At 39.4% G+C, this 20608-nt stretch carries 19 protein-coding genes; 15 read left to right on the top strand and 4 right to left on the bottom strand.

Features of this window, described 5'->3' with window-relative positions; genetic code table 11:
* The first annotated feature begins 88 nt into the window (after positions 1–88).
* From LU635_RS12255 to LU635_RS12240, 4 genes are all read left to right on the top strand, one after another.
* Positions 89–589 carry a GreA/GreB family elongation factor gene (locus LU635_RS12255; protein ID WP_240099646.1) on the top strand — a complete coding sequence of 167 codons (501 nt, stop codon included), beginning with the start codon at positions 89–91 and terminating at the stop codon, positions 587–589.
* A gap of 238 nt (positions 590–827) precedes the next feature.
* Positions 828–1247, top strand: a complete 420-nt coding sequence (locus tag LU635_RS12250) for a DoxX family protein (protein ID WP_240099644.1) — start codon at positions 828–830, stop codon at positions 1245–1247.
* A gap of 6 nt (positions 1248–1253) precedes the next feature.
* A complete protein-coding gene (gene gndA / locus LU635_RS12245; RefSeq protein WP_240099642.1) occupies positions 1254–3152 on the top strand; it encodes an NADP-dependent phosphogluconate dehydrogenase in 1899 nt (632 codons plus the stop codon).
* Positions 3152–4498: a GntP family permease gene (locus LU635_RS12240; RefSeq protein WP_240099640.1), complete on the top strand. Its 1347-nt coding sequence runs from the start codon at positions 3152–3154 to the stop codon at positions 4496–4498. Before gndA ends, LU635_RS12240 begins: the two co-directional genes overlap by 1 nt.
* 50 nt (positions 4499–4548) lie before the next feature.
* Here LU635_RS12240 and LU635_RS12235 read toward each other — a convergent pair whose 3' ends face one another.
* Together LU635_RS12235 and LU635_RS12230 are read right to left on the bottom strand one after the other, a co-directional pair.
* The gene (locus tag LU635_RS12235; RefSeq protein ID WP_240099638.1) at positions 4549–4875 is read right to left on the bottom strand and encodes a hypothetical protein; all 327 of its coding nucleotides are present in this window, start codon (positions 4873–4875) and stop codon (positions 4549–4551) included.
* Positions 4876–5018: 143 nt separating this feature from the next.
* Positions 5019–5864, bottom strand: coding sequence for an OmpA/MotB family protein (locus tag LU635_RS12230; RefSeq protein WP_240099636.1), 846 nt, complete (start codon positions 5862–5864; stop codon positions 5019–5021).
* Positions 5865–6284: 420 nt separating this feature from the next.
* Here LU635_RS12230 and LU635_RS12225 point away from each other — a divergent pair, with 420 nt between their 5' ends.
* Positions 6285–11282 (top strand): translocation/assembly module TamB domain-containing protein, encoded by a 4998-nt coding sequence (locus tag LU635_RS12225; RefSeq protein ID WP_240099634.1) that lies wholly within the window; start codon positions 6285–6287, stop codon positions 11280–11282.
* Positions 11272–13560 carry a translocation and assembly module lipoprotein TamL gene (gene tamL, locus LU635_RS12220; RefSeq protein WP_240099632.1) on the top strand — a complete coding sequence of 763 codons (2289 nt, stop codon included), beginning with the start codon at positions 11272–11274 and terminating at the stop codon, positions 13558–13560. Before LU635_RS12225 ends, tamL begins: the two co-directional genes overlap by 11 nt.
* Before the next feature lies 1 nt (position 13561).
* Here the strand turns inward: tamL and upp are convergent, their stop codons facing one another.
* Positions 13562–14221 (bottom strand): uracil phosphoribosyltransferase, encoded by a 660-nt coding sequence (gene upp, locus LU635_RS12215; RefSeq protein ID WP_240099630.1) that lies wholly within the window; start codon positions 14219–14221, stop codon positions 13562–13564.
* A 190-nt stretch (positions 14222–14411) separates the two neighbouring features.
* Here upp and LU635_RS12210 point away from each other — a divergent pair, with 190 nt between their 5' ends.
* The 5 genes from LU635_RS12210 (at position 14412) to LU635_RS12190 (ending at position 17186) form a co-directional block, all read left to right on the top strand.
* Entirely contained in the window at positions 14412–14789 is a 378-nt protein-coding gene (locus LU635_RS12210) for a VOC family protein (protein ID WP_240099628.1), read from the top strand.
* A gap of 6 nt (positions 14790–14795) precedes the next feature.
* Positions 14796–15164: a nuclear transport factor 2 family protein gene (locus LU635_RS12205; protein ID WP_240099626.1), complete on the top strand. Its 369-nt coding sequence runs from the start codon at positions 14796–14798 to the stop codon at positions 15162–15164.
* Complete coding sequence (locus LU635_RS12200; protein ID WP_240099624.1) at positions 15161–15571, top strand: VOC family protein; 411 nt, start codon at positions 15161–15163, stop codon at positions 15569–15571. The genes LU635_RS12205 and LU635_RS12200 overlap by 4 nt, the downstream gene beginning before the upstream one ends.
* 68 nt (positions 15572–15639) lie before the next feature.
* On the top strand, positions 15640–16275 hold the full coding sequence (locus tag LU635_RS12195; protein ID WP_240099622.1) for a DinB family protein: 636 nt from the start codon (positions 15640–15642) through the stop codon (positions 16273–16275).
* 284 nt (positions 16276–16559) lie between these two features.
* Entirely contained in the window at positions 16560–17186 is a 627-nt protein-coding gene (locus LU635_RS12190) for a hypothetical protein (protein ID WP_240099621.1), read from the top strand.
* A gap of 59 nt (positions 17187–17245) precedes the next feature.
* On the opposite strand, the gene LU635_RS12185 is transcribed toward LU635_RS12190, so the two are convergent.
* A complete protein-coding gene (locus LU635_RS12185; protein ID WP_240099619.1) occupies positions 17246–17728 on the bottom strand; it encodes a ferritin-like domain-containing protein in 483 nt (160 codons plus the stop codon).
* A 258-nt stretch (positions 17729–17986) separates the two neighbouring features.
* On the opposite strand from LU635_RS12185, the gene LU635_RS12180 reads away from it, so the two are divergent.
* The 4 genes from LU635_RS12180 to LU635_RS12165 all read left to right on the top strand — a co-directional run bounded on the left by LU635_RS12180 (position 17987) and on the right by LU635_RS12165 (position 20578).
* A complete protein-coding gene (locus LU635_RS12180; RefSeq protein ID WP_240099617.1) occupies positions 17987–18463 on the top strand; it encodes a cupin domain-containing protein in 477 nt (158 codons plus the stop codon).
* Positions 18464–18572: 109 nt separating this feature from the next.
* Entirely contained in the window at positions 18573–19034 is a 462-nt protein-coding gene (locus LU635_RS12175; protein WP_240099615.1) for a universal stress protein, read from the top strand.
* 133 nt (positions 19035–19167) lie between these two features.
* Positions 19168–19371 (top strand): dodecin family protein, encoded by a 204-nt coding sequence (locus tag LU635_RS12170; protein WP_240099613.1) that lies wholly within the window; start codon positions 19168–19170, stop codon positions 19369–19371.
* Between the two features lie 226 nt (positions 19372–19597).
* On the top strand, positions 19598–20578 hold the full coding sequence (locus tag LU635_RS12165; protein ID WP_240099611.1) for a chemotaxis protein CheB: 981 nt from the start codon (positions 19598–19600) through the stop codon (positions 20576–20578).
* Positions 20579–20608: the final 30 nt, after the last annotated feature.

Here is a 20608-nt window from a genome sequence, read left to right as displayed (position 1 = left end):
GGCTTTCAGAAATATTTATGATGTTAGGTAAACAGTTGTTTCAACAATTTCTATTAAATTTCTTAGATTACTCATTAAACTGCAAATTATGAGCAGAGGATTTGTAAAGGAAGGCGATCAGGAAGAGCCACCCATGATACCACCAAGAGCGGCTTTGCCGCCAGGTGTCACTAATTACGTGACCCCTGGTGGGCTGGAAATGCTCAGGGATGAATTGTCACAGCTGGAATCAGAACGTATGAATATCCAGGCAGAAAATGATACAGAAAAGAGAAGAACACAGGTTTTGATAGATGGCAAGATAAATTTACTAACCGAAAGGTTAAATACAGCCCGGCTATTAAAACCTGAGGATCAGCCTGAAGATGAAGTTAGGTTTGGAGCTAAAGTTCAGCTAAAAAATTTAGATTCTGGACAGATACAGGAATTTCAGATCGTTGGGGTGGATGAAGCCGATATTAAAATGAAGAAGATAGCTTTTGTGGCACCGGTAGCCAGGGCTATTACAGGTAAAAAAACCGGTGAAGTTGCCGAATTAAATTTAGGAAACGAGACCCGGCGTTTAAAAATTCTGAAAATAACCTATTAATCCTATTCTTCACTTAATGCTTCCAGAGTAAATCCAAGATCACCCACAATATCACCATACTCACTCATGCAAATCTCAAAACCTGTCCTGGAAGGTGTTACCTGAAAGTTAAGGGTTTCCAACTGTGATTTATCAACTTCAGCAATATAGTTTCCGGACCTTAATCCTAGGTAATTGAAATATCCATTGTCATCATTCAGAAATCTTTTCTATCTTTTAATTCTTAAATAATTCAATTATGAAAAACACTTACACAACTAATCTTGATCTTCGAGGCCTGGATTTTGGATTGTTAATATTCAGGATTGCAATTGCAGGTCTGATGCTTACTCACGGATTTCCTAAATTCACAAGGTTCTTTGGTACAGAGGAGATAACATTTGGTGACCCATTAGGTTTTGGGGAAACCTTTACTTTTACCTTTGCGGTTTTTGCCGAATTCTTTTGTTCGGTCCTAATAATTTTCGGGTTCCTTACCAGAATTGCAGCTATCCCTCTGATTATTACTATGGGAGTTGCTGCCCTGGTGGTCCATATTCCAGACGGATTTGCAAAGCAGGAATTACCCTTGCTTTATATGTTTGGATTTATCCTTCTTCTGTTTTCAGGGCCTGGAAAGTACTCTCTGGACTTTTTCCTGAGTAAAAGGAAAAAATAACTATTGATGCAGATTTATATTTTAATGGGAGTCTCCGGAGTAGGAAAGACAAGTCTGGGCATTGCTTTGGCTTCAAGGCTCAATCTCCCATTCTATGACGGTGACGATTTCCATACAAAAGAAAATATCCTTAAAATGAAGAGCGGAATACCGCTTAATGATGAAGATCGAAAAGGGTGGCTTAAAAATATTGCGAATAAGATCCGGGAAGATTCTCAAAGGAAGGGAGGGGTTTTCGCCTGCTCGGCATTAAAGGAAAAATACAGGAAATTCATTCAGGATCTAGCCCAAGCAAATATTGAGTGGATCTATCTTTACGAAACTTTTGAATTGATTGAGGAAAGAATGAGGACCCGAAAAAATCATTTCTTTAAACCAGAAATGCTCAGGTCCCAGTTCGATATCCTCGAACCGCCAGAATATGGGATACACTTAAAAGTAAATGCATCCCTGGAACAAACACTCATGGATTTAATGGAGAAAATAGATAAACCTGAAATGGGAATTATAGGTTTAGGGGTTATGGGTAAAAGCCTGGCCCTTAATATGGCTGAAAATGGAGTTCGAGTGTCTGTATTTAACCGTGAAATAGCCGGAGAGGAAGAAGGAATAGCCAGGGACTTTTATGAAGAGCATAGTTCTAATTATGATTTTCCATGGTTTAATGACCTGCAGGCTTTTGTTGAGAATTTGCCCAAACCAAGAAACATCCTTCTTATGGTAAAAGCCGGGAAGGCAGTGGATTCCGTTATAAATGAACTGGTTCCACTACTCGAAGAGGATGATCTGCTAATAGATGCAGGCAATTCTCATTATATGGATACCGAAAGAAGGATACGTGAATTAAGAAAGAAGAAAGTACTTTATCTGGGGACCGGAATATCCGGAGGGGAAGAAGGTGCCAGAAAAGGACCTTCTATTATGCCCGGCGGTTCCAGGAAAGCCTACCAAAGGGTGGAAATTATTTTAAACCTTATAGCCGCAAGGGATAAAGATGGCAGGCCGTGTTGCAGTTACATAGGTCCTGAAGGTTCAGGGCACTTTGTAAAAATGCTTCATAACGGTATTGAATATGGTGAGATGCAGCTAATTTCTGAATTCTACCATTTTATGAGGTTCTACCTGAAACTTAGCCCTGCTGAAATTTCTGATATTTTCATAAAATGGAATAAAGAACTTAAGAGTTACCTTCTTGAAATATCTGGGGAGATTTTGCAAAAAAAAGAAAGTGGAGAGCTTATTCTGGATATGATCCTGGATGTGGCAGGACAGAAGGGTACCGGTGGCTGGTCTACCCAGGCAGCTCTCGAACTGGGAATTTCACTGGATACCATAACGGCTGCGGTAATGGCACGAAATATATCAGCCAACAAAGAAAGAAGGGGCATTGCAGAAAAGAATTATAAAGTTAAGAAAGGGATAAAGGCTGATGATTCTGTAAAAGAATATCTTTTCGATGCCTTTAAAGCTGCACAGATAATAAACCATGCCACAGGTTTTGATCTTTTACATCATGCATCAATGGAATACAAATGGAACCTCAATCTTTCTGAGATTGCAAGAATCTGGACCAATGGCTGTATCATCCGGTCAAGTTTTATGGAAAGGCTTGTGGAGATATTAAAAGGAAATCCGGCTGACCATATTTTGATGAATCCTGAAATAATTAAAGAAATCAAATCACATAAGGAATCACTTTCTGAAGTTGTTTCTAAAGCGATCATAATGGATTGTCCCATGCCGGTGAGCTCAGCTGCAGTTAATTATCTGAATAACTTTTCTTCAGCGCAATCATCTGCAAATATGATACAGGCTCAGAGAGATTACTTTGGGGCTCATACTTATGAACGTACAGACAGGCCCCGAGGTGAGTTTTATCACAGTCTGTGGAAAAATACTAATTAATGGAAATTCCTTTATTATTAGCTGTTCTTGCCGGAATTGCCTTGTTGCTATTTTTGATTTTAAAACTAAAGATCCAGGCTTTTCTTGCCCTGCTTATCGTTTGTATTGTGGTAGGATTGCTGGCTGGCCTTCCCGCATTAGAGATAATGGAAACAATGAAGGAAGGGATGGGAAGTACTCTGGGGTTTGTGGCAACGGTAGTAGGACTCGGGGCTCTTTTTGGAGGCATACTGGAACAATCTGGAAGCGCCCGGAAACTTGCATCAACTATCCTTGCAAAAACAGGTGAGAAAAGAGCTCCCTGGGCAATGATGCTTACAGGATTTGCCGTTGCAATCCCTGTGTTTTTTGACGTTGCCTTTATTATCCTGGTACCAGTTACCTATGCCTTAAGTAAGAAAACCGGGAAATCACTACTTTTATATGCATTGCCTTTACTTGCCGGCCTGGCCATTACCCATGCATTTATCCCACCGACGCCCGGCCCGATAGCGGTTGCAGATATTCTTGGAGCCGACCTGGGTTGGGTTATATTGTTTGGTTTTCTGGCGGGTCTACCTGCAGCGATCATTGGAGGGCCTATTTTTGCCAGGTATATTTCTAAAAGGATATATGTTGAAGCAGGGCATTTCACCGAACCTGAAGAAGAAAATATTGAGAATCCGCCATCAGCTGGCTTAATACTTCTCATAATTTTTGTACCCATAGTGCTTATAGTTCTGAGTACGCTTATCAATAGTCCGTTTTTTGAACAAAGTAAAATACCTTCAGGTATAGTCTATACAATTAGTTTACTGGGCCATCCTTTCACCGCACTGATCATTGCCAATCTACTGGCCTGGTATTTCATAGGGATTAGAAGAGGAATGGGAAAGGAATTTCTTCTAAAAGTGGCAACGTCATCCTTTCAGGCGGCCGGGATCATTATTCTGCTTACCGGTGCCGGCGGGGCTTTTAAACAGATCCTTATAGTCACGGGAGCAGGGGAAATGATAGCCGGCAGTTTGAATAATACTATGTTCAATCCCATTCTTTTTGGTTTCATAGTGGCTCTTTTGATCAGGGTATTACAGGGATCTGCTACTGTAGCCATGATTACAGCTGCCGGAATTACAGCACCGGTCATAGCCGGGGCTTCTTATTCCATGCCCCATATTTCCCTTATTGTTATAGCTATTGCTGCAGGTGCTTCCAGTTTTTCCCATGTGAACGACAGCGGATTCTGGCTTGTGGGCCAGTATCTGGGGCTTTCTGAAAAACAAACCTTTGGTTCATGGACGGTGATGACCTCTTTGATCGCCCTCGTTGGCCTTATGGTGAGTCTTCTACTTTGGTATTTGATTTAAATGAAAAACTCCACCATGGGATGGGGGGGTATGCAGATAAAATTCCAGATTTATAAATCTTCATCAGAATTCGGGTGTTCCTTTGCCTTTTGCCTGTCCGGGCGGGAACCCTTCTTATTATATTGCCAATTCTGCTCATCGGGAATCTGTCCCTCATTGTTCGATTCTTCATTATTGCTGCCCGGAACATCCAATTCTTCCGCAGAGAAATCTACAGGTTCTTCACGATCAAGCGCTTTATCCTGCCCCTTGTTCATGCTTTTTCCTTTTTCATTCAATGCCTGTTTGTCCTCTTTAGTTACCTCAGGATTGTATGGAAGGTCTTCCGGTTTTCCTTTCTTTTTCTCTTCCTCAGGTCTGTTCACTTCTTTCTTCATAACTCTTGATTTATCATTCACGAATAAGTTAACCAATAGAGTCCTTATTCAATATTTATAGAGGTTAAAATCGAGTTAAAGATGGCCAATAAAAAAAGGAAAGCGTTTAGCTTCCCTTTTTTTAAATAATATATGCTATAATCTTAATTCTTGGCTACTGCCGGATCAGATTCAAGCATAGCGAAGAACTTATCAAGATTAGGAATTATCACAATCCTGGTTCTACGATTTTTCGCCATATTCTCTTTATTTGTATTATCAACGAGTGGCTGATAACTGCTTCTTCCTGCAGCGATAAGTTTTGAAGGATCTACTTCATATTTATCCTGTAGAAGTCTAACAATAGAGGTAGCTCTTCTAACACTAAGATCCCAGTTATCTTTAAGGTAGGAATCCTTAACTATGGTACGGTCATCGGTGTGACCCTCGATCATTACTTCCATAGCTGGCTCGCTGTTGATCACTTCAGCAAGTTTTTTAAGTAGCGGCTGAGCTTTATTACTCACTCTTGAGCTACCACTTCCAAATAGAAGCTTATCTGAAACGTTGATCATAACAACAGTTTCATCAACGCTGATGTCAATATCATCTTCATCTGCGCCTTCAGAAATATTCTGTTTCAAGTTATATGAAACAGCGAGATTAATAGAATCCTCAAGGGTTTCAGCTCCTTTTACTTTCTCAGGATCTATCTTTGCGATGGTGTTCCGCATTCTGTCTTTGGTCTTCTTAGACATTACCGTTAGGTCGTTCAGTTCCATCATGCTTTCATTCTCCGTTCTAAGAGAATTGATTTTTGCGTTGTAATCTGCCACTCTTTCTTCGATACGGGCATACTTTTCTTCGATTTCCTCTTTTTCAACGCGTGTTTTCTGTAATGTACTCTTAGTATCGTTCAGTTCACTTTCAAGTGCAACATATTTCTTCTTGGAAACACAGGAAGTTAACATTGTCGCAGCCAATACTGTTACGGTTATTACTCTTTTCATAAATAGATTTTTAATTGTTGAATTATTTAGTTTTCAAATCATATTAAGAAGTGCTACAATAATGCCATGTAAGAATAATCTGGTAATATCAGCTTGTTTTTGAAAGTGATTTTATATACCAAGGACTGTCATGGTTGGTTGATATATAACCCTTTGAAGCGTTTTTTGGTTTTTTATGCAGTGATGTTAAAATTAATCCTGAACTACTAATTATCCATTTAACCATGGAGTCTAAAAACTGTGGAAATCTCCATAAAATGTGTAAAATTTCTCCACAATTCAATAAATTTTTTTCCTCGAAACTGCCAAGTTTCCCTGTTATTCTAAGGATTTTAACACAAGTTTACCAGAAATTAAGTTTTCATCTTTTAACTATATCTTCCCGAAACGATAACTTTGAGAATTACTAAACTCAACTGATTGGCTAAATCTAGAAAACAGGTGTTTAAGATCTTGAAATTACTGGGAAAAATCTTCCTTGGCCTATTTGTGTTTCTATTAATTGTGATCCTGTTTGTTAGAAGTCCCTGGGGTCAGAATATCATTAAAGATCAATTCATTAATTCTATTGAAAAGAAATCCGGAGTAGAGATAAATCTTGAAAGGATCTTTATTGAATTCAATGGGGATATTCAGATTGATGGGCTGCATATAGAAGATTCTGCCGGTGATACCATAATTTTTTCTGAAAGTCTTTCTGCAAATATTGGACTTTGGCCCTTGATAAAGGGTGATGGTTTTTCCCTGAACGACCTGGATGCAACAAATCTAAAAGCAAATATTATCCGGAAAGATTCTGTTAGCGGATTCAATTATGAGGTCCTCATGAAAGCTTTTGCTGGTGATTCCACACAGACCGCTCCGGCAGACAGTACTTCAAAACCAATGGATATCAAAATTGGCGAACTGGATCTAAAGGATTTTGATATTGATTACCGAGATGGTGTCTCAGGCATAGATTCGAAATTTAAATTTGAACATCTGAAACTCAATCTTAAGCAGACCAATCTCCAGAATATGGTATACAGAGCGGAAGAGGTTAATCTGGATAATGCTGAAATATATTATAATCAGACAAAAGCTTTTCCGGAAAGCGATGAAGAACCTGCCGCAGATCCTGTAATTAGTATTGAAGATCTAAGCCTCAGCGATGTTAAATTGTTTTATAAGAGCGTTCCCGATTCACTTCTTACCGATGTCTATATTGATGAACTTCAGCTGGCAGGCTCAGGAATTGATCTGAAGGAACAGGAAATTTCAGGAAAAAGCATACAGCTGTCAAATTCTGTTGTAGTCCTGAAAATGCTGGAAAAAGCTTCAGTTTCTGACCAACCGGCTTCTCCTTCAGGTTTTGTATGGCCTGAATGGAAAATAAATGTAGCCAATGTCGATTTTCAGAATAACAACTTCTTTTATTCCCTGAACAATGCAGGCGTAAAAGATGGGGTATTTGATCCCAATGCCATTAAACTGGACAGCCTCTATCTGATGGCTGAAGATCTTAACTATGAGAAGGAAAAGGCCACTGCCAACATACAGAAATTAGAATTCAAAGAAGGGTCGGGGATCGATGTAAACAGGTTCAATATCAGCGCTGTGGTTAGTAATGAGAAAATGGAATTCAGAAATCTTAACCTGGCAGCTAATAACAATTCTATAGCAGGTGAAGTGATTATCAATTATTCCAGTTTTGACGAGTTCCTTGAACAACCTGGGACCGGAAACCTTCAGGCCAATTTCAGTGATTTTATCCTGAATACAGGTGATATTTTTAGATTTCAGCCCGATCTTAGAAATAATGAATACATACAATCACTGGCCACTGAACGGGTTAGAGGTAGTCTTGCCGCATCGGGAAAATTAAATAATTTAAAACTCACCAGCTTTAATTTAAGATGGAAAAACACCAGCCTTTCAGGAACCGGAACGGTGGATAACCTGCAGGATCCGGATAATCTTTATTTTAGTCTGCCCAATGCAAACCTCAGTACAGTAAGGGGAGACCTTGTAATGTTTATTAAAGAAGAGGACCTTGGGATAAAGCTTCCGGAAAGAATTAATTTATCGGGGAGTTTTGCGGGTAGCCCAAGCAAAATTGAAACTAATTCAGTTCTGAAAACTTCTGAAGGCAGCCTGGACATTGATGGTAACTTTGAGGTAGGAGAAGAGATTGTGTTTGATGCTGAGATCATGGGTGATAGTATTGCCCTCGGAAAACTGCTTCAAAATGAAGCCCTGGGCGACTTGCAGTTAGAATTAGATGTATCGGGAGGAGGAAATTCGATGAACGATCTGGATGCAAATCTTGAATCCATAATTTCATCCTTTACCTACAAAGATTATGAATTCAGAGGTATAGAAATTAACGGGAAATTAGAAAATGGGCAGGGGCCCGTTAACCTTTTTTATCAGGATGCCAACCTGGAGATGGAAGCTCAAACTCAGGTTGCTTTAGATAGTGTATCTCCCAGGATAGACCTCACATTATATTTAGATGGTGCCAATCTAGGAGCACTGGGGATTACCCAAAAAAGTATAAAGACAGGTTTTGTCCTGGAAGGATGGTTTGAAGGAGATGCGAATAAATATGAAGCTCAGGCCGAAATTATAGATGGTGTGGCCGTTTATAATAACAATACCTACCTGCTGGGAAGTTTTGAAGCTTCAGCCTATGTAAGGCCAGACTCTACTTCAGTTCAGGTAGACAACAGGGTGATAGACCTGGATCTGCAGTCCAATGCCGATCCTGTTGCTTTTACAGCCGCTATCAACCGCCATTTTAAACGTTATATCACTGAAAATTATTCGGAAGATTCCATTACCAGACCCGTTAATCTCAAACTGGATGCTAAAATAAACCAGGCGCCGATTCTTAATGAAGTATTTCTGGTGAACCTTGAGGAACTGGACAGTGTGGACATACAGGTAGATTTTCGTGAGAAGGACCGCCAACTGGATGCCTCAATATCAATTCCTTTCATTAATTATTATAGCAGTGCGATCGATTCCTTAACGCTGAATATGCAGTCTGATCCTGACGATCTGAACTTTGAATTTGCCTTTAATGAATTGAATGCAGGGCCGCTAGCCATTAAAAGGACCATAATAGATGGAAAGGTTTTAGACCGCAAGCTAAACCTGGATTTTAGATCTATTTACGAGCAGGACAGTCTGGTTCATGTAAATTCTGAACTTAATTTTCAGGGAGATACCCTGAAGTTCCATATAAATCCTCAGAACCTTATTCTTAATCGAAACCCATGGAATATTGCTGCTTCCAATCAGATAAGCTATGCAAAGGAATACCTGCAGTTTAAAGATTTCAAGCTTTACAGAAATGAACAGGAAATGCAGATTGGCAATAATGAACCGGGTGTGGAAAAGGAGCATATAAGCCTTGCTTTCAGTAATTTTAAACTGGCCCCTTTGCTAAACTACCTAAATCCCGAGAATCAGCTTGCCAAAGGGCAGCTTAATGGTAGCTTCATTTATGAAGAGCCATTCGGAAAGACTGGCATACTGGCCGATATGCAGATCAATCAGTTTGGAGTGATGGATGTAGATCTGAATACCCTAAGCCTGAAGGGGAATTCCACAGGTTTCAGCAATTATGATTTTGAAATGGCCTTAAAAGGAGGAGAGATAGATCTTGATCTTACAGGTTCTTATGTAGCCGATGAAACTTCGGCAAGGATTGACATGAACCTGGACCTGAACGAGGTGAGAATGACCGCTCTGGAAGGTTTTTCTCTCGGAGAAATAAAGAATGGAAGCGGAAGTTTTTCCGGTAATTTCACACTCAATGGCACTTTTGCCGAACCACAATATGAAGGTAGCCTCAAATTCAATAATGCAGGCTTTAATGTTGCTTTCCTGAATGCTCCTTTTATTTTGCCAGATGAAGAACTAAGACTGGATAACCAGGCTGTCTATTTTGATGATTTTAATATCAATGACAACAACCAGAATTCGTTTGTTATGAATGGTAAAATTATCACTGAGAATTTTTTAAACCCTGGTTTTGATCTTGACCTCCAGGCTCAGGACTTCCGCTTACTTAATTCAACCGAAGAGGATAATGACCTTTTCTATGGAGATGCCGTGGTAGATGTGGATGCCCAGGTCACCGGAGACCTGAATTTACCCGTGATAAACATGGATCTAGATGTGAAGGAAAGCACTAATTTCACCTATGTAGTGCCGGAAACTGAATTACAAATGAAAGAACGGGATGGTATCGTAATCTTTGTAAATAAAGAGGATCCTGATGATATACTCACCCAAACCGAGGAAGAGTCGTATGTGGTCTCGGGTTATGACATTTATTCCAGGATAAATATTGACGAAGGAGCGACTTTCAATATGATTATCAATCAGGAAACCGGGGATAAATTCCAGGTTCAGGGAGAGGGAGACCTTATTTTTAATATGTATCCAAATGGAAGGCTTGCTTTGACAGGAATTTATGAGATCAATGATGGTTATTACGAAATGAGTCTGTATAACCTAGTGAAAAGAAGATTCGATATAGCTGATGGCAGCAGGGTTTCCTGGGCCGGAGATCCTTTTGAGGCACAACTCGATGTGAGAGCTGTTTATAGTGTGGAGACATCAGCTTCCTCTTTGATGGCTTCGCGGCTATCGGCAACAGATCCCTCAACAACCCAGCGTTACCGGCAGGAATTGCCATTTTATGTATATCTGAATATAGATGGAGAGCTAATGGAGCCTGAGATCACCTTTAGCCTGGATATGCCTGAAGAAGAGCAGGGAGCTATAGGCGGTCAGGTTTATGGAGTAGTACAACAGTTAAATAATCAGGAACAGGAACTCAACAAACAGGTCTTTTCGCTTCTGGTGCTCAATAGATTCTTTCCTGGTTCAGGGAGTGACGGAAGCAGCGGTGGTACTTTAGCCGTTGCCAGGGATAATCTGAATGATGCGTTATCTGACCAGCTGAATATGCTTTCCAGCAGGATACTGGGGGAAAGCGGACTTCAACTGAACTTTCAGGTGGATAGCTTTACAGATTATCAGGGAGAAAGTCCGCAGGACAGAACCCAGCTTGATATCAGTGCTCAGAAGGCATTTCTGGAAGACCGGCTTATTGTGGAAGTAGGTAGCGAACTGGATATTCAGGGGGGAAATCAGCCTGGGCAGGAAACAAGTCCTGTGATTGGTAATGTTAGCATATCCTATCTTCTTGACGAAGAGGGCGTGTGGCGTATTAAAGGCTTTAGCAGAAGTCAGTATGAAAATGTAATAGACGGTCAGCTAATTGTGAGTGGGATAGCACTGATATTCACCAAAGAATTCAACAAATTCAAAAATATGTTCGAAAGGGCGGTGATGGAAAAAGTCAAAAAAGAGGAAGAAATTAAAGCTGAAAACAAAGAAGAAGGTACAGATGAGAATTAATCCGGCGATCATAGTAGTCTTTGTAGTACTTATCCAGGCATGTAGTGTGAAGAAGTTCATTCCGGAGGATGAGTTCCTGTATACCGGGGGAAGTATCAAAATAGAATCAGATACCACTATCAGGAATAAACCTGAGTTGAAGACTGAACTCGAAAGTGTCCTTAGACCGGAACCGAATAACAAAATCCTGGGAATGAGGCCGGGTTTATATTTTCATTATAAAGCTCAAAAAGAGAAGCCGGGATTTATAAATAAATTTCTTAATAAAAAGCTCGGGGAGGAACCGGTTTATCTTTCTGACGTTAATATTAATAATACTGAAGACCTTCTTCTAAACAGACTGGAAAATCGCGGATTCTTCTACAGCCGGGTAAGTTCGGGCATCGAAAAAGATACAGCTTCTAAAACAGCTAGTATATACTATGATCTTGAGGTGCCAGAACCCTATACCATGCAAACCTATCAGTTGGATTCAGATTCCCTGATAGTTTACAGGAATATTCAGGAGAATTTTGATAAAACAATTCTGGAACAGGGAATGCGTTTCGATTTGCCAGAACTAAAGGCAGAAAGGGAAAGGATAGATCTCCATCTAAAAAAAGACGGTTATTATAATTTTAATCCAGGCTTTTTGATCTTCGAGGCAGATACCAACCAGTATGATAATAAAAGATTTGACCTTTATCTCAGGTTAAAAAAGGATGTGCCTCCAAAATCGGTGATCCCTTACCAGATCTCGAATGTCAATGTATATGCAAATTATAATGTGGATGAAGATTCAATTACAAAGAATTATAAACGCTATGAAGACAAGAACTACTTCCAGGAGGAACTTATTTTCAAGCCCAAACACCTGGATCCCTATATACTGATACAGACCGGAGATTATTATGATCCTGAAAAGTCCAGGAATACAAGCAGGAGACTGGGGTCCATCGGGGCTTATAAATTTGTGAATATACAATATCAGGAGATAGATACCCTGGCCACAGACAGCCTGGGTTTGCTTGAAGCTAATATCTATTTATCACCTTTAAAAAAGCGCGCTATAAGAGCAGAGTTACAGGCAGTCACTAAATCCAATAACTTCGCCGGCCCTCATTTAGGACTTACCTTTTCAAACCGAAACCTTTTTAAGGGAGGAGAAAGTCTGCATATTTCGGGTAACCTGGGATATGAATTCCAGGCTGGATCAGCAGGAGAAGCAGGAAGGAACAGCATACAGTTAGGGCTCACTAACGACCTTATTATTCCAAGAATGATATTTCCCATTGAGATAGATGAGAATTTTTTCAAATATTCAATTCCAAAAACAAAAATCAGCCTGGGTGGAGATTATTTGAAAAGAAGTCAGCTATTCAGTTTAACCTCGCTCTCAGTAAAGTTTGGCTATTACTGGAATGCTAACCGCTATGTTTCCCATGAACTGAATCCTATTAACCTGAATTATGTTAAACTTGGTAACACTACAGAAGAATTTAGAGAAGTTTTAAGGGATAACCCTTTTTTGCAAAGCAGTTTCGATCAGGAATTTATAGGCGGACTTACTTATTCATTTATTTACAACGGCCTGGTAGATCTGAATAAGCAACATGTTTTTTACCTGAATACTAATCTGGATATTGCCGGTAATGCCTTAGGCCTGGTAGCAAAGCAAGGTGATAGTGGCAAAAAGGAGATCCTTGGGCTGGAATATGCACAATACACTAAACTGGATGCAGATTTCAGATATCATTTTCGGCTTGGCAATTCGCAGGTAATTGCCACCCGATTATTCGCGGGTTATGGAATTCCTTTTGGAAATTCTGATGTAATGCCTTTCAGTAAGCAGTATTTTTCGGGAGGGCCATATAGTGTAAGGGCTTTCAGGACAAGATCTTTAGGCCCCGGAGATTATACACCTGAAGGAGATGGGGATGTGGGCTATCGTGACCAGTATGGAAATATAAGGCTTGAAGCCAATGCAGAATATAGATTCCCCATAATAACCTATTTGAATGGAGCTTTTTTTGTTGATGCAGGAAATGTATGGACTAGCAAGGTCAATCCCGATCTGCAGACTCCCGGTGAACCCCAGAATGTTGGAAAGTTCAGTGGTAATTTTATTAATGAACTGGGAATAGGTACTGGAGTAGGCTTAAGAATTGATATTCAGAATTTTGTGATCCGTTTTGACCTGGCGGCACCGCTTCATGACCCTTCTCTTCCTGCAGGGCAAAGATGGGATTTTGATATTACCAATCCGGTATTCAATTTTGCGATAGGTTATCCTTTCTAATCTAATGCTGAAGTTTATTTCCAAAACAGAGATCCCCGGCATCTCCCAGGCCAGGAACTATATAACCGTTCTTATCAAGCTCATGATCTATGGTCGCTATCCAGAGCTTTGAATTTTCGGGAAATACAGATTTCAGGTAATCTATGCCTTCATCAGAGCCTATCACAGAAACCAGGTGTATCTTAGCTGGAGTTCCCATGGGTTCCAGGGCTTCCAGAACATTTGAAAACGACCGTCCAGTGGCCAGCATTGGATCGGCAAGTATCAGAGTCTTTCCTTCAAGGGAAGGAGAGGCCAGATATTCAACCAGGATCTCAAATTTTTCATCATTAGCGGGATGATGGCGGTATGCTGAAATAAAAGAATTTTCAGCATCATCAAAATAATTTAGTAATCCCTGGTGCAATGGTAGTCCAGCCCGCAAAATGGAACAGATTACAAGCTCATCTTCAGGAATGGAAAGTGTGGACTTTCCTAAGGGGGTGGTGATCTCCTTTTTATGATAATCCAGTTCCTTGCTAAGCTCATAGGCCAGGATCTCCCCAAGACGTTCTATATTTCTTCGAAACCGCATTTTGTCTCCCTGAACATTTACATCTCTTAACTGGGAAACGAACTTATTCGCAACCGAATTTGTTTTAAGTAGTTCCTGAACCTGCATTTTTAATTGAATTATTGATGATCACTCAAATTTAAGCTTTTCCCTAGAGAAATTGATAAATAGCCCAAAAGTGAGGTGTTACATAACTAATGTACAGATGAAAACCTGGAGTTCTTTCATGATGGTTAAAACAAAATTAATCCAAAATAAAAATGTAAATTTATAAGTCAATAACCTAAATATCAGAATAATGCTGACCTATTGTGAAGCCTTTACAACATTTTCAACTGATAATCTGAAGGAAGCAAAGAGATTCTATGGCCAGGTTCTTGGCCTGAAAATCAAAGAAAATAAAATGGGGCTTCTGGAATTAGATCTGGTTAGCGGCCCTGTTTTGATCTATCCAAAACCAGATCATAAGCCGGCGTCATATACCATACTGAATTTTAAGGTTAAGGATCTGGAAGAGCAGGTGGAGCAACTTGCCGGAAAAGGTTTGAAATTTGAACATTATGATGGTACCGTAAAAACAGATTCAAAAGGTATTCATACCAGTGAGAAAGGACCATCAATAGCCTGGTTTAAAGACCCGGCGGGAAATATACTTTCAATAATAGAAGAAAAATAATCAGATATGGGGAGCAGGAAGGAGTTCGTAAAGAAAATAAATGAGGCTTTTGCCAAATGTGATACAAAATTCATAGCAGACAATGTCACTGATGATATTCAATGGAAGATTGTGGGAGAGAAGACCATATCAGGGCGCCATGCCTTTGAAAATGCACTTGGCAGGATGAAACTTGGCGGCCCTATGCAAATCACAGTCGTAGATTTTATATCTGGAAAAGATAAAACGGTGGTTGAAGGCATTGTGGAAATTAAAATAGAACCAGGAAAAATTAAGGAATATGCCTTTTGTGACATCTATGTCTTTAAGGATTCTGATACCACTAAGTTTAAAGAATTAAGAACCTATATATCCCAAATAAAAAAACAGAAATGAATCAACTTTGGATAAACCTCCCGGTAAAGAATATTCAAAAATCAAAGAAATTTTATAGAGATGTGGGTTTTAGATATAATCCTATACACGAAGACCGAAATGATGTAATTGGTTTATTATTCGGAGACCAGGACTTTGTGGTGATGCTCTTCCCTGAAGAGACCTTTGAGCAGTACACGGGAACCAGTGTGGCTGATACATCAAAAGGAGTGGAGACCCTTCTCTCATTTGATATGGAAAGTAAAGAAGCGGTACGTTCGTTTATTGATAAAGTGGAGCCTGCAGGAGGCCATGTGTATAGTAAACCCCGGGATCATGGAGATTTATTTGGCGCCGGTTTTACAGATCCTGATGGTCACCGGTGGAATATATTATATATGGGAGACCTTCTCAAAAAAGAAGGCTAACTGAAGGGATCAACCTGACACTTCGATCCTTTCATTAAATTATTATGAATTAACTTAATAACTTGATTATGAAAATTTTAATTTCTGTTGTGTGCCTTGTTTTCCTGGGTTCTTTTTACTCTGAGAACAAGACTGTTCAGGTAAATTCCAATGGCACTGAAAAGGTTGAAGAACCCCTGAATAAGGATGATATCTTTAAATATCTTGAAGAAACTAGAGAAGGTCTGGAAGAAAGTGTCGAAGGCCTTAGCGATGCTCAAATGCAATTTAAACCTGATGCCGAAGGCTGGTCTGTTGCCGAAATAGTAGAACATATAATTATTGTTGAGGGTGGTTTGAGATCTATGTTAGAGGCAAAATTCGCCGAGGATCCAACTCCCGAGCTTAAGGCTGAAGTAAAAATGACCGATGAGCAAATATTAGGATTTATCACAGATCGGAGCCAGAAGGTTAAGACTCAGTCACAATTTGAGCCATCAGCGAAATATGCTACTTCTGAGGAAGCTCTTGAGGCATTTAATGACCAGAGAGAAGATATCGTAGATTTCCTTAAGGATACCGAAGTAGATATGCGGAATTATATCAACGAATTTCCATTCGGGAAAATAGACGCTTACCAAACTGTGCTTTTTATGGCAGGTCATACTGCCCGCCATACTCAGCAAATAGAAGAAGTTAAAAGTAGTCCTGGCTTCCCGGATTAATAAAAAACACATTGAATTAAAAGTAAACCCGGAAATTATAATATCCGGGTTTTTAATTAATTTCAATGGAGACCTCTGAGGCTATTATATGATGCTCTTGAAATTTGAAATTACCATTACGGGTGTTTTTTTTACTATTCCTTTTGTAAATATATCTGGGTTCCTGTTAATCTCTGGTTCTTTAGGTAAGGAAAATGGGCAATACCGCATTTCATCATTGATTTTGTCGTATTAAATTTTTGGCGGTATTTTTGATATATTATGGGTGGACGATCCAAAAAGATATGATAATACATAAACGAATACTCCTGTTTTGTTTTTTCTGCTTTAACCTGGCTGCCTATGCCCAGGTAGAAATTCCACGTACTACTAATACGGGGCCCATTATCAAAGCAGAGGAGTCCGAAACCACAGGATTTCCGATTCTTAAAAAAGAAGAGACGGAGACCGAAAGCAGATTTCTAAAAGACAAACCGAAGCCTATAGATCTTAGGGAGAACCCTAATAATTTACTAACTGCCGGAGATGTCATCAAAGAAAAATGGAAAAAAGACAGGGAGATCAAAGAAGAATATAAGTTCGATCAGAGCCTTGGAAACGTGGTGACCAAAGGGAAGTTTGTAGAGGTATATTGTCGTGATCATGAATACGTAGATGGTGATAAGGTCCAGATCTTTGTGAATGGAGAACTGGTAGCCAGGAGTATAAGCCTTCATGCAGGTTTTCAACCTGTGCTGGTGACGCTTCAGGATGGTTTTAACAGCATAGAATTTGTCGCCCTCAACCAGGGAACTTCAGGTCCCAATACAGCCGAACTAAGGGTCTTAAGTGAAAAAGGGGAGCAGCTGGCAGTAAAAGAGTGGAACCTTCTAACAGGTGCGAAAGCACAACTTATTGTTGTCAAGAATTAAAAGTGTTAATGCCAGGAAAATAAATGCCGGTATAATACCGGCAAATTTAATTATTAGCTTTACAGGTCTTCCAGTTTTTTTATTTCTGATACCGTTTCTCTAACTTTATCCCTATGATTTTCCAGCATGGCTTTTATGTCGGGAGTGAGTAAGATTTTGTTTTTATTTATTCTTTCTTCATACTCCTTAAGGCTGGCCTTTTCTCCACGGAGACATTCTTCCAGTATGACTTCATCACTCTTTTTACTCCATGAGCTTTTGAAATCCATCCAGACCCGGTGTATATTACCCAGAGTACTTCCAATGGCCTTCGCTTTTGGATGTTCATTAAGCATGTGTATTCGCTTATCCAGTTCGGTTGCAAAATGATTTCTCTGAGTGGCCTGGTTCTTTAAAAAAGACTTTAATTCGGGATTCTTTGTGTGCTCTATGGCTTTTCTATAGCCCTTTTCAGCATCATAATTTTTTTGCAGCAGGTTAGTGAGCAGACCTACTAAATCTTTATGACTGGCTTCCCTTGCGGATTCTCTTGTAGTTTTCATATGGCGGAAATTTATAGGTTACTACTATAAATATAATTCAAAATCACCTTAATAAATAACTGTATATCAGAAAATAACATGATTATCATCATGTTTTTACAAATTTCCTCTTTAAAGGTTTTACAGGTTTCCCCTTATTTTCTATGAATTATATATAACCTAATTTTTCGCTTCATTTTTATCTCTCAAAATCTTCACATGATGAGGCCATTTGATGTTATTAGATAAGAATTACAAACCAGTGAAAATCCAATAAATATGAAAAGAATTAAAATCATTCGAATTTTACCGGCTTCTATTTTTATTTTACTATTTACTTTTGCTTCATCATTCTCATATGCTCAGGATGGCAAGCAGGTGGAGAAATCTGTTGTAACAGATCATAAAGCCACAGATCTACAGTGGGGTGGCTGTCCAGAGTTCATGCCTGACGGTTGTAATATTGCCATTTTACATGGAGATCCGGAAAAGCAGAATTCCGATATTCTATTCAGGGTTCCCGCGAATTCTAATATTCCTTTACACTGGCATAATTCGGCAGAACGCATGGTGCTTATTTCAGGGGAGTTGGAAGTCACTTATGAAGGGGAAGGTACCCAAACTTTGAAGGTAGGCTCCTATGGCTACGGACCAGCAAAAAAACCCCATACAGCGAAATGTAAGGATAAGGGGCCTTGCGTGCTTTTCATTGCATTTGAAAAGCCGGTTGACGCATTCGCAGGAAATGGAAATTAATTGCTTTTTAAGAAATACCTGAAAAATATAAGAGCCTTTTATATATTCTTTATAGGCTATAGCTGCATTTTTCTCTAACTTAGAGTAACTAATCAGTAATTTATAAATTATGAAAAAGGTTCTTATAGGGATGGATTATAATCCGAACTCTGAGAAAGTTGCACGTAAAGGTTATGAACTTGCCAAAAAACTGGAAGCCAAGGTTTGTCTTATTCATGTTCTTGCCGATGTAAGCTATTATGGAGTTAATTATCCAACTTTTATGGGATATGAAGGCTATAATGAGATGCAGGTGGACCTTAATGTCATATCTGAACTAAGGGAAGTGGCAAAGGATTTCATAGAAACTGCAGCCAGGCATTTGGATGATCCATCGGTGAGTACTCATATGGCTGAAGGACCAACTTCTTCGGCTATCCTGGACTACGCAAAAGAGTGGGGTGCCGATCTTATTGTAATGGGAACTCACAGCCATTCTGTACTTGAAAAAGTGCTTATGGGAACCACTGCAAGCCGGGTTCTTGAAAAAACTGATATCCCGGTGTATATGATTCCTGTAAAAGAAAAATAAGAAGTGCGCCTTCCTTAGTTCTAACTTAGGCCTGACCATTCTTATAATCTTATGTTAATCATTTGAGTGCCAGTTGATTCTTCTGTAAATTCATTAACCAAAATTGTTCAACCACTAAAAAAATTAAATTATTATGGGAGTTATTAAAATAATAGAAGTACTGGCCACTTCAAATAAAAGTTTTGAGGATGCCGCCAGAAATGCAGTTAAAGAAGCAGGCAAATCGGTGAAGAATATAAAATCGATTTATATTCATGAAATGAACGGAAAAGTAGAAAATAATGAAATAGTATCTTACGGGGTGAACGCCAAGATATCCTTTGAGGTTGGCAGTTAGACCTGATTAAAGAAAATCAAGAATTAAAGGCTGGGGACTTAAATCCCCGGCTTTTTTATTCAATTATAATATAGTTTTAACCTTTCAGAAGCATAGCCCAGTCACTTATTCCTTAAATTTAAAGGGGAAATTAATTAACCGACTATGAAAAAATAAAGATATGGAATACTGGCTTACGGTAAAAGTAGAATGATTACTCTCAGTGACATAATTTAAAAATTCACTTATGGAAGACTTTAGATTGTTCTTAATAGGAGCATCGGCCGGAGGGAGAATGGCAGTAGAAAAGGTTTTGGAGAACCTTTCCCATAAAACTCCTGCAGCTTTTATGGTTGTGGTGCATTCGTCTTTTGATATGATCTCCAGTTTTAGTTCCTACCTTAATAAAAAAGTGGAAATGGAAGTCCTGGAATGTAAAGAGAATATCGAAATACACCCGGGAAAAATTTATGTTGGTGTTCCTAACCAGCATATGGTGGTGTTAGATGGAAAGCTCTCCAACACAAATGGTCCAAGAGAAAATCTTTTCCGCCCGTCTATTGATGTACTTTTTAGATCGGCTGCAGTGGCCTATGGAAATCGCTGCGTGGGCATTCTGTTATCGGGCCGGCTTAACGACGGTACCGTGGGACTGGAAGCCATTAAACGCTGTGGTGGGGAAAGTTTAATCCAGAATCCGAAAACTGCAGAATTCTCCGGAATGCCAATGACGGCACAAAAATTCGTGGAGATAGATTACACCGCGGAGTTAGAGGATATTGGAGACCTGATAAAGGAGATAATTGAGAAACCTCTTCCTGAGGAAGTGGAAATACCCTATGCACTCAAGAGAGAAGCAGCTATTTCCACGAAAATAAGAAGTCAGGTAAAGACCGAAGACTTCCTTGGTGAACAGGTAGCATTAAGCTGTGCCAGTTGTGGCGGGCCTCTCTGGAAGATAAAAGATACCGGAATATCCAGATACAGATGCCATGTGGGGCATTCCTTTTCTGAGGAGTCACTTCTGCTTGCCCAAAATGAGAATCTGGAAGAAACCCTTTGGGTGTGTTTAAGAACTTTAGAAGAAAAAAAGGTGTTAATGCTTAATATGGCCGAAAGCTTCAGGGAAAAAGGCTCAGAACAAATTGCACGTTCCTATTCAGATAAGATTCAAGAAGTAGATGAACATATAGACCGACTGAGGCGGATTATGGATATCAGGGATTAACTTCTAAAAATTCAGTTTTGAAATTCTCTG

Source organism: Christiangramia crocea (assembly GCF_022410465.1).
Taxonomy (GTDB): Bacteria; Bacteroidota; Bacteroidia; order Flavobacteriales; family Flavobacteriaceae; genus Christiangramia; species Christiangramia crocea.
Note: the sequence above shows the minus strand (reverse complement) of the source record. Positions and strands in the feature narration are given on the sequence as shown.

What these genes read in the sequence shown, in the direction of transcription:
- LU635_RS12255 (WP_240099646.1), top strand. Translation starts at nt 89, where the DNA reads ATGAGCAGAGGATTTGTAAAGGAAGGCGATCAGGAAGAGCCACCCATG.
- LU635_RS12250 (WP_240099644.1), top strand. Translation starts at nt 828, where the DNA reads ATGAAAAACACTTACACAACTAATCTTGATCTTCGAGGCCTGGATTTT.
- gndA (WP_240099642.1), top strand. Translation starts at nt 1,254, where the DNA reads ATGCAGATTTATATTTTAATGGGAGTCTCCGGAGTAGGAAAGACAAGT.
- LU635_RS12240 (WP_240099640.1), top strand. Translation starts at nt 3,152, where the DNA reads ATGGAAATTCCTTTATTATTAGCTGTTCTTGCCGGAATTGCCTTGTTG.
- LU635_RS12235 (WP_240099638.1), bottom strand. Translation starts at nt 4,875, where the DNA reads ATGAAGAAAGAAGTGAACAGACCTGAGGAAGAGAAAAAGAAAGGAAAA.
- LU635_RS12230 (WP_240099636.1), bottom strand. Translation starts at nt 5,864, where the DNA reads ATGAAAAGAGTAATAACCGTAACAGTATTGGCTGCGACAATGTTAACT.
- tamL (WP_240099632.1), top strand. Translation starts at nt 11,272, where the DNA reads ATGAGAATTAATCCGGCGATCATAGTAGTCTTTGTAGTACTTATCCAG.
- upp (WP_240099630.1), bottom strand. Translation starts at nt 14,221, where the DNA reads ATGCAGGTTCAGGAACTACTTAAAACAAATTCGGTTGCGAATAAGTTC.
- LU635_RS12210 (WP_240099628.1), top strand. Translation starts at nt 14,412, where the DNA reads ATGCTGACCTATTGTGAAGCCTTTACAACATTTTCAACTGATAATCTG.
- LU635_RS12205 (WP_240099626.1), top strand. Translation starts at nt 14,796, where the DNA reads ATGGGGAGCAGGAAGGAGTTCGTAAAGAAAATAAATGAGGCTTTTGCC.
- LU635_RS12200 (WP_240099624.1), top strand. Translation starts at nt 15,161, where the DNA reads ATGAATCAACTTTGGATAAACCTCCCGGTAAAGAATATTCAAAAATCA.
- LU635_RS12195 (WP_240099622.1), top strand. Translation starts at nt 15,640, where the DNA reads ATGAAAATTTTAATTTCTGTTGTGTGCCTTGTTTTCCTGGGTTCTTTT.
- LU635_RS12190 (WP_240099621.1), top strand. Translation starts at nt 16,560, where the DNA reads ATGATAATACATAAACGAATACTCCTGTTTTGTTTTTTCTGCTTTAAC.
- LU635_RS12185 (WP_240099619.1), bottom strand. Translation starts at nt 17,728, where the DNA reads ATGAAAACTACAAGAGAATCCGCAAGGGAAGCCAGTCATAAAGATTTA.
- LU635_RS12180 (WP_240099617.1), top strand. Translation starts at nt 17,987, where the DNA reads ATGAAAAGAATTAAAATCATTCGAATTTTACCGGCTTCTATTTTTATT.
- LU635_RS12175 (WP_240099615.1), top strand. Translation starts at nt 18,573, where the DNA reads ATGAAAAAGGTTCTTATAGGGATGGATTATAATCCGAACTCTGAGAAA.
- LU635_RS12170 (WP_240099613.1), top strand. Translation starts at nt 19,168, where the DNA reads ATGGGAGTTATTAAAATAATAGAAGTACTGGCCACTTCAAATAAAAGT.
- LU635_RS12165 (WP_240099611.1), top strand. Translation starts at nt 19,598, where the DNA reads ATGGAAGACTTTAGATTGTTCTTAATAGGAGCATCGGCCGGAGGGAGA.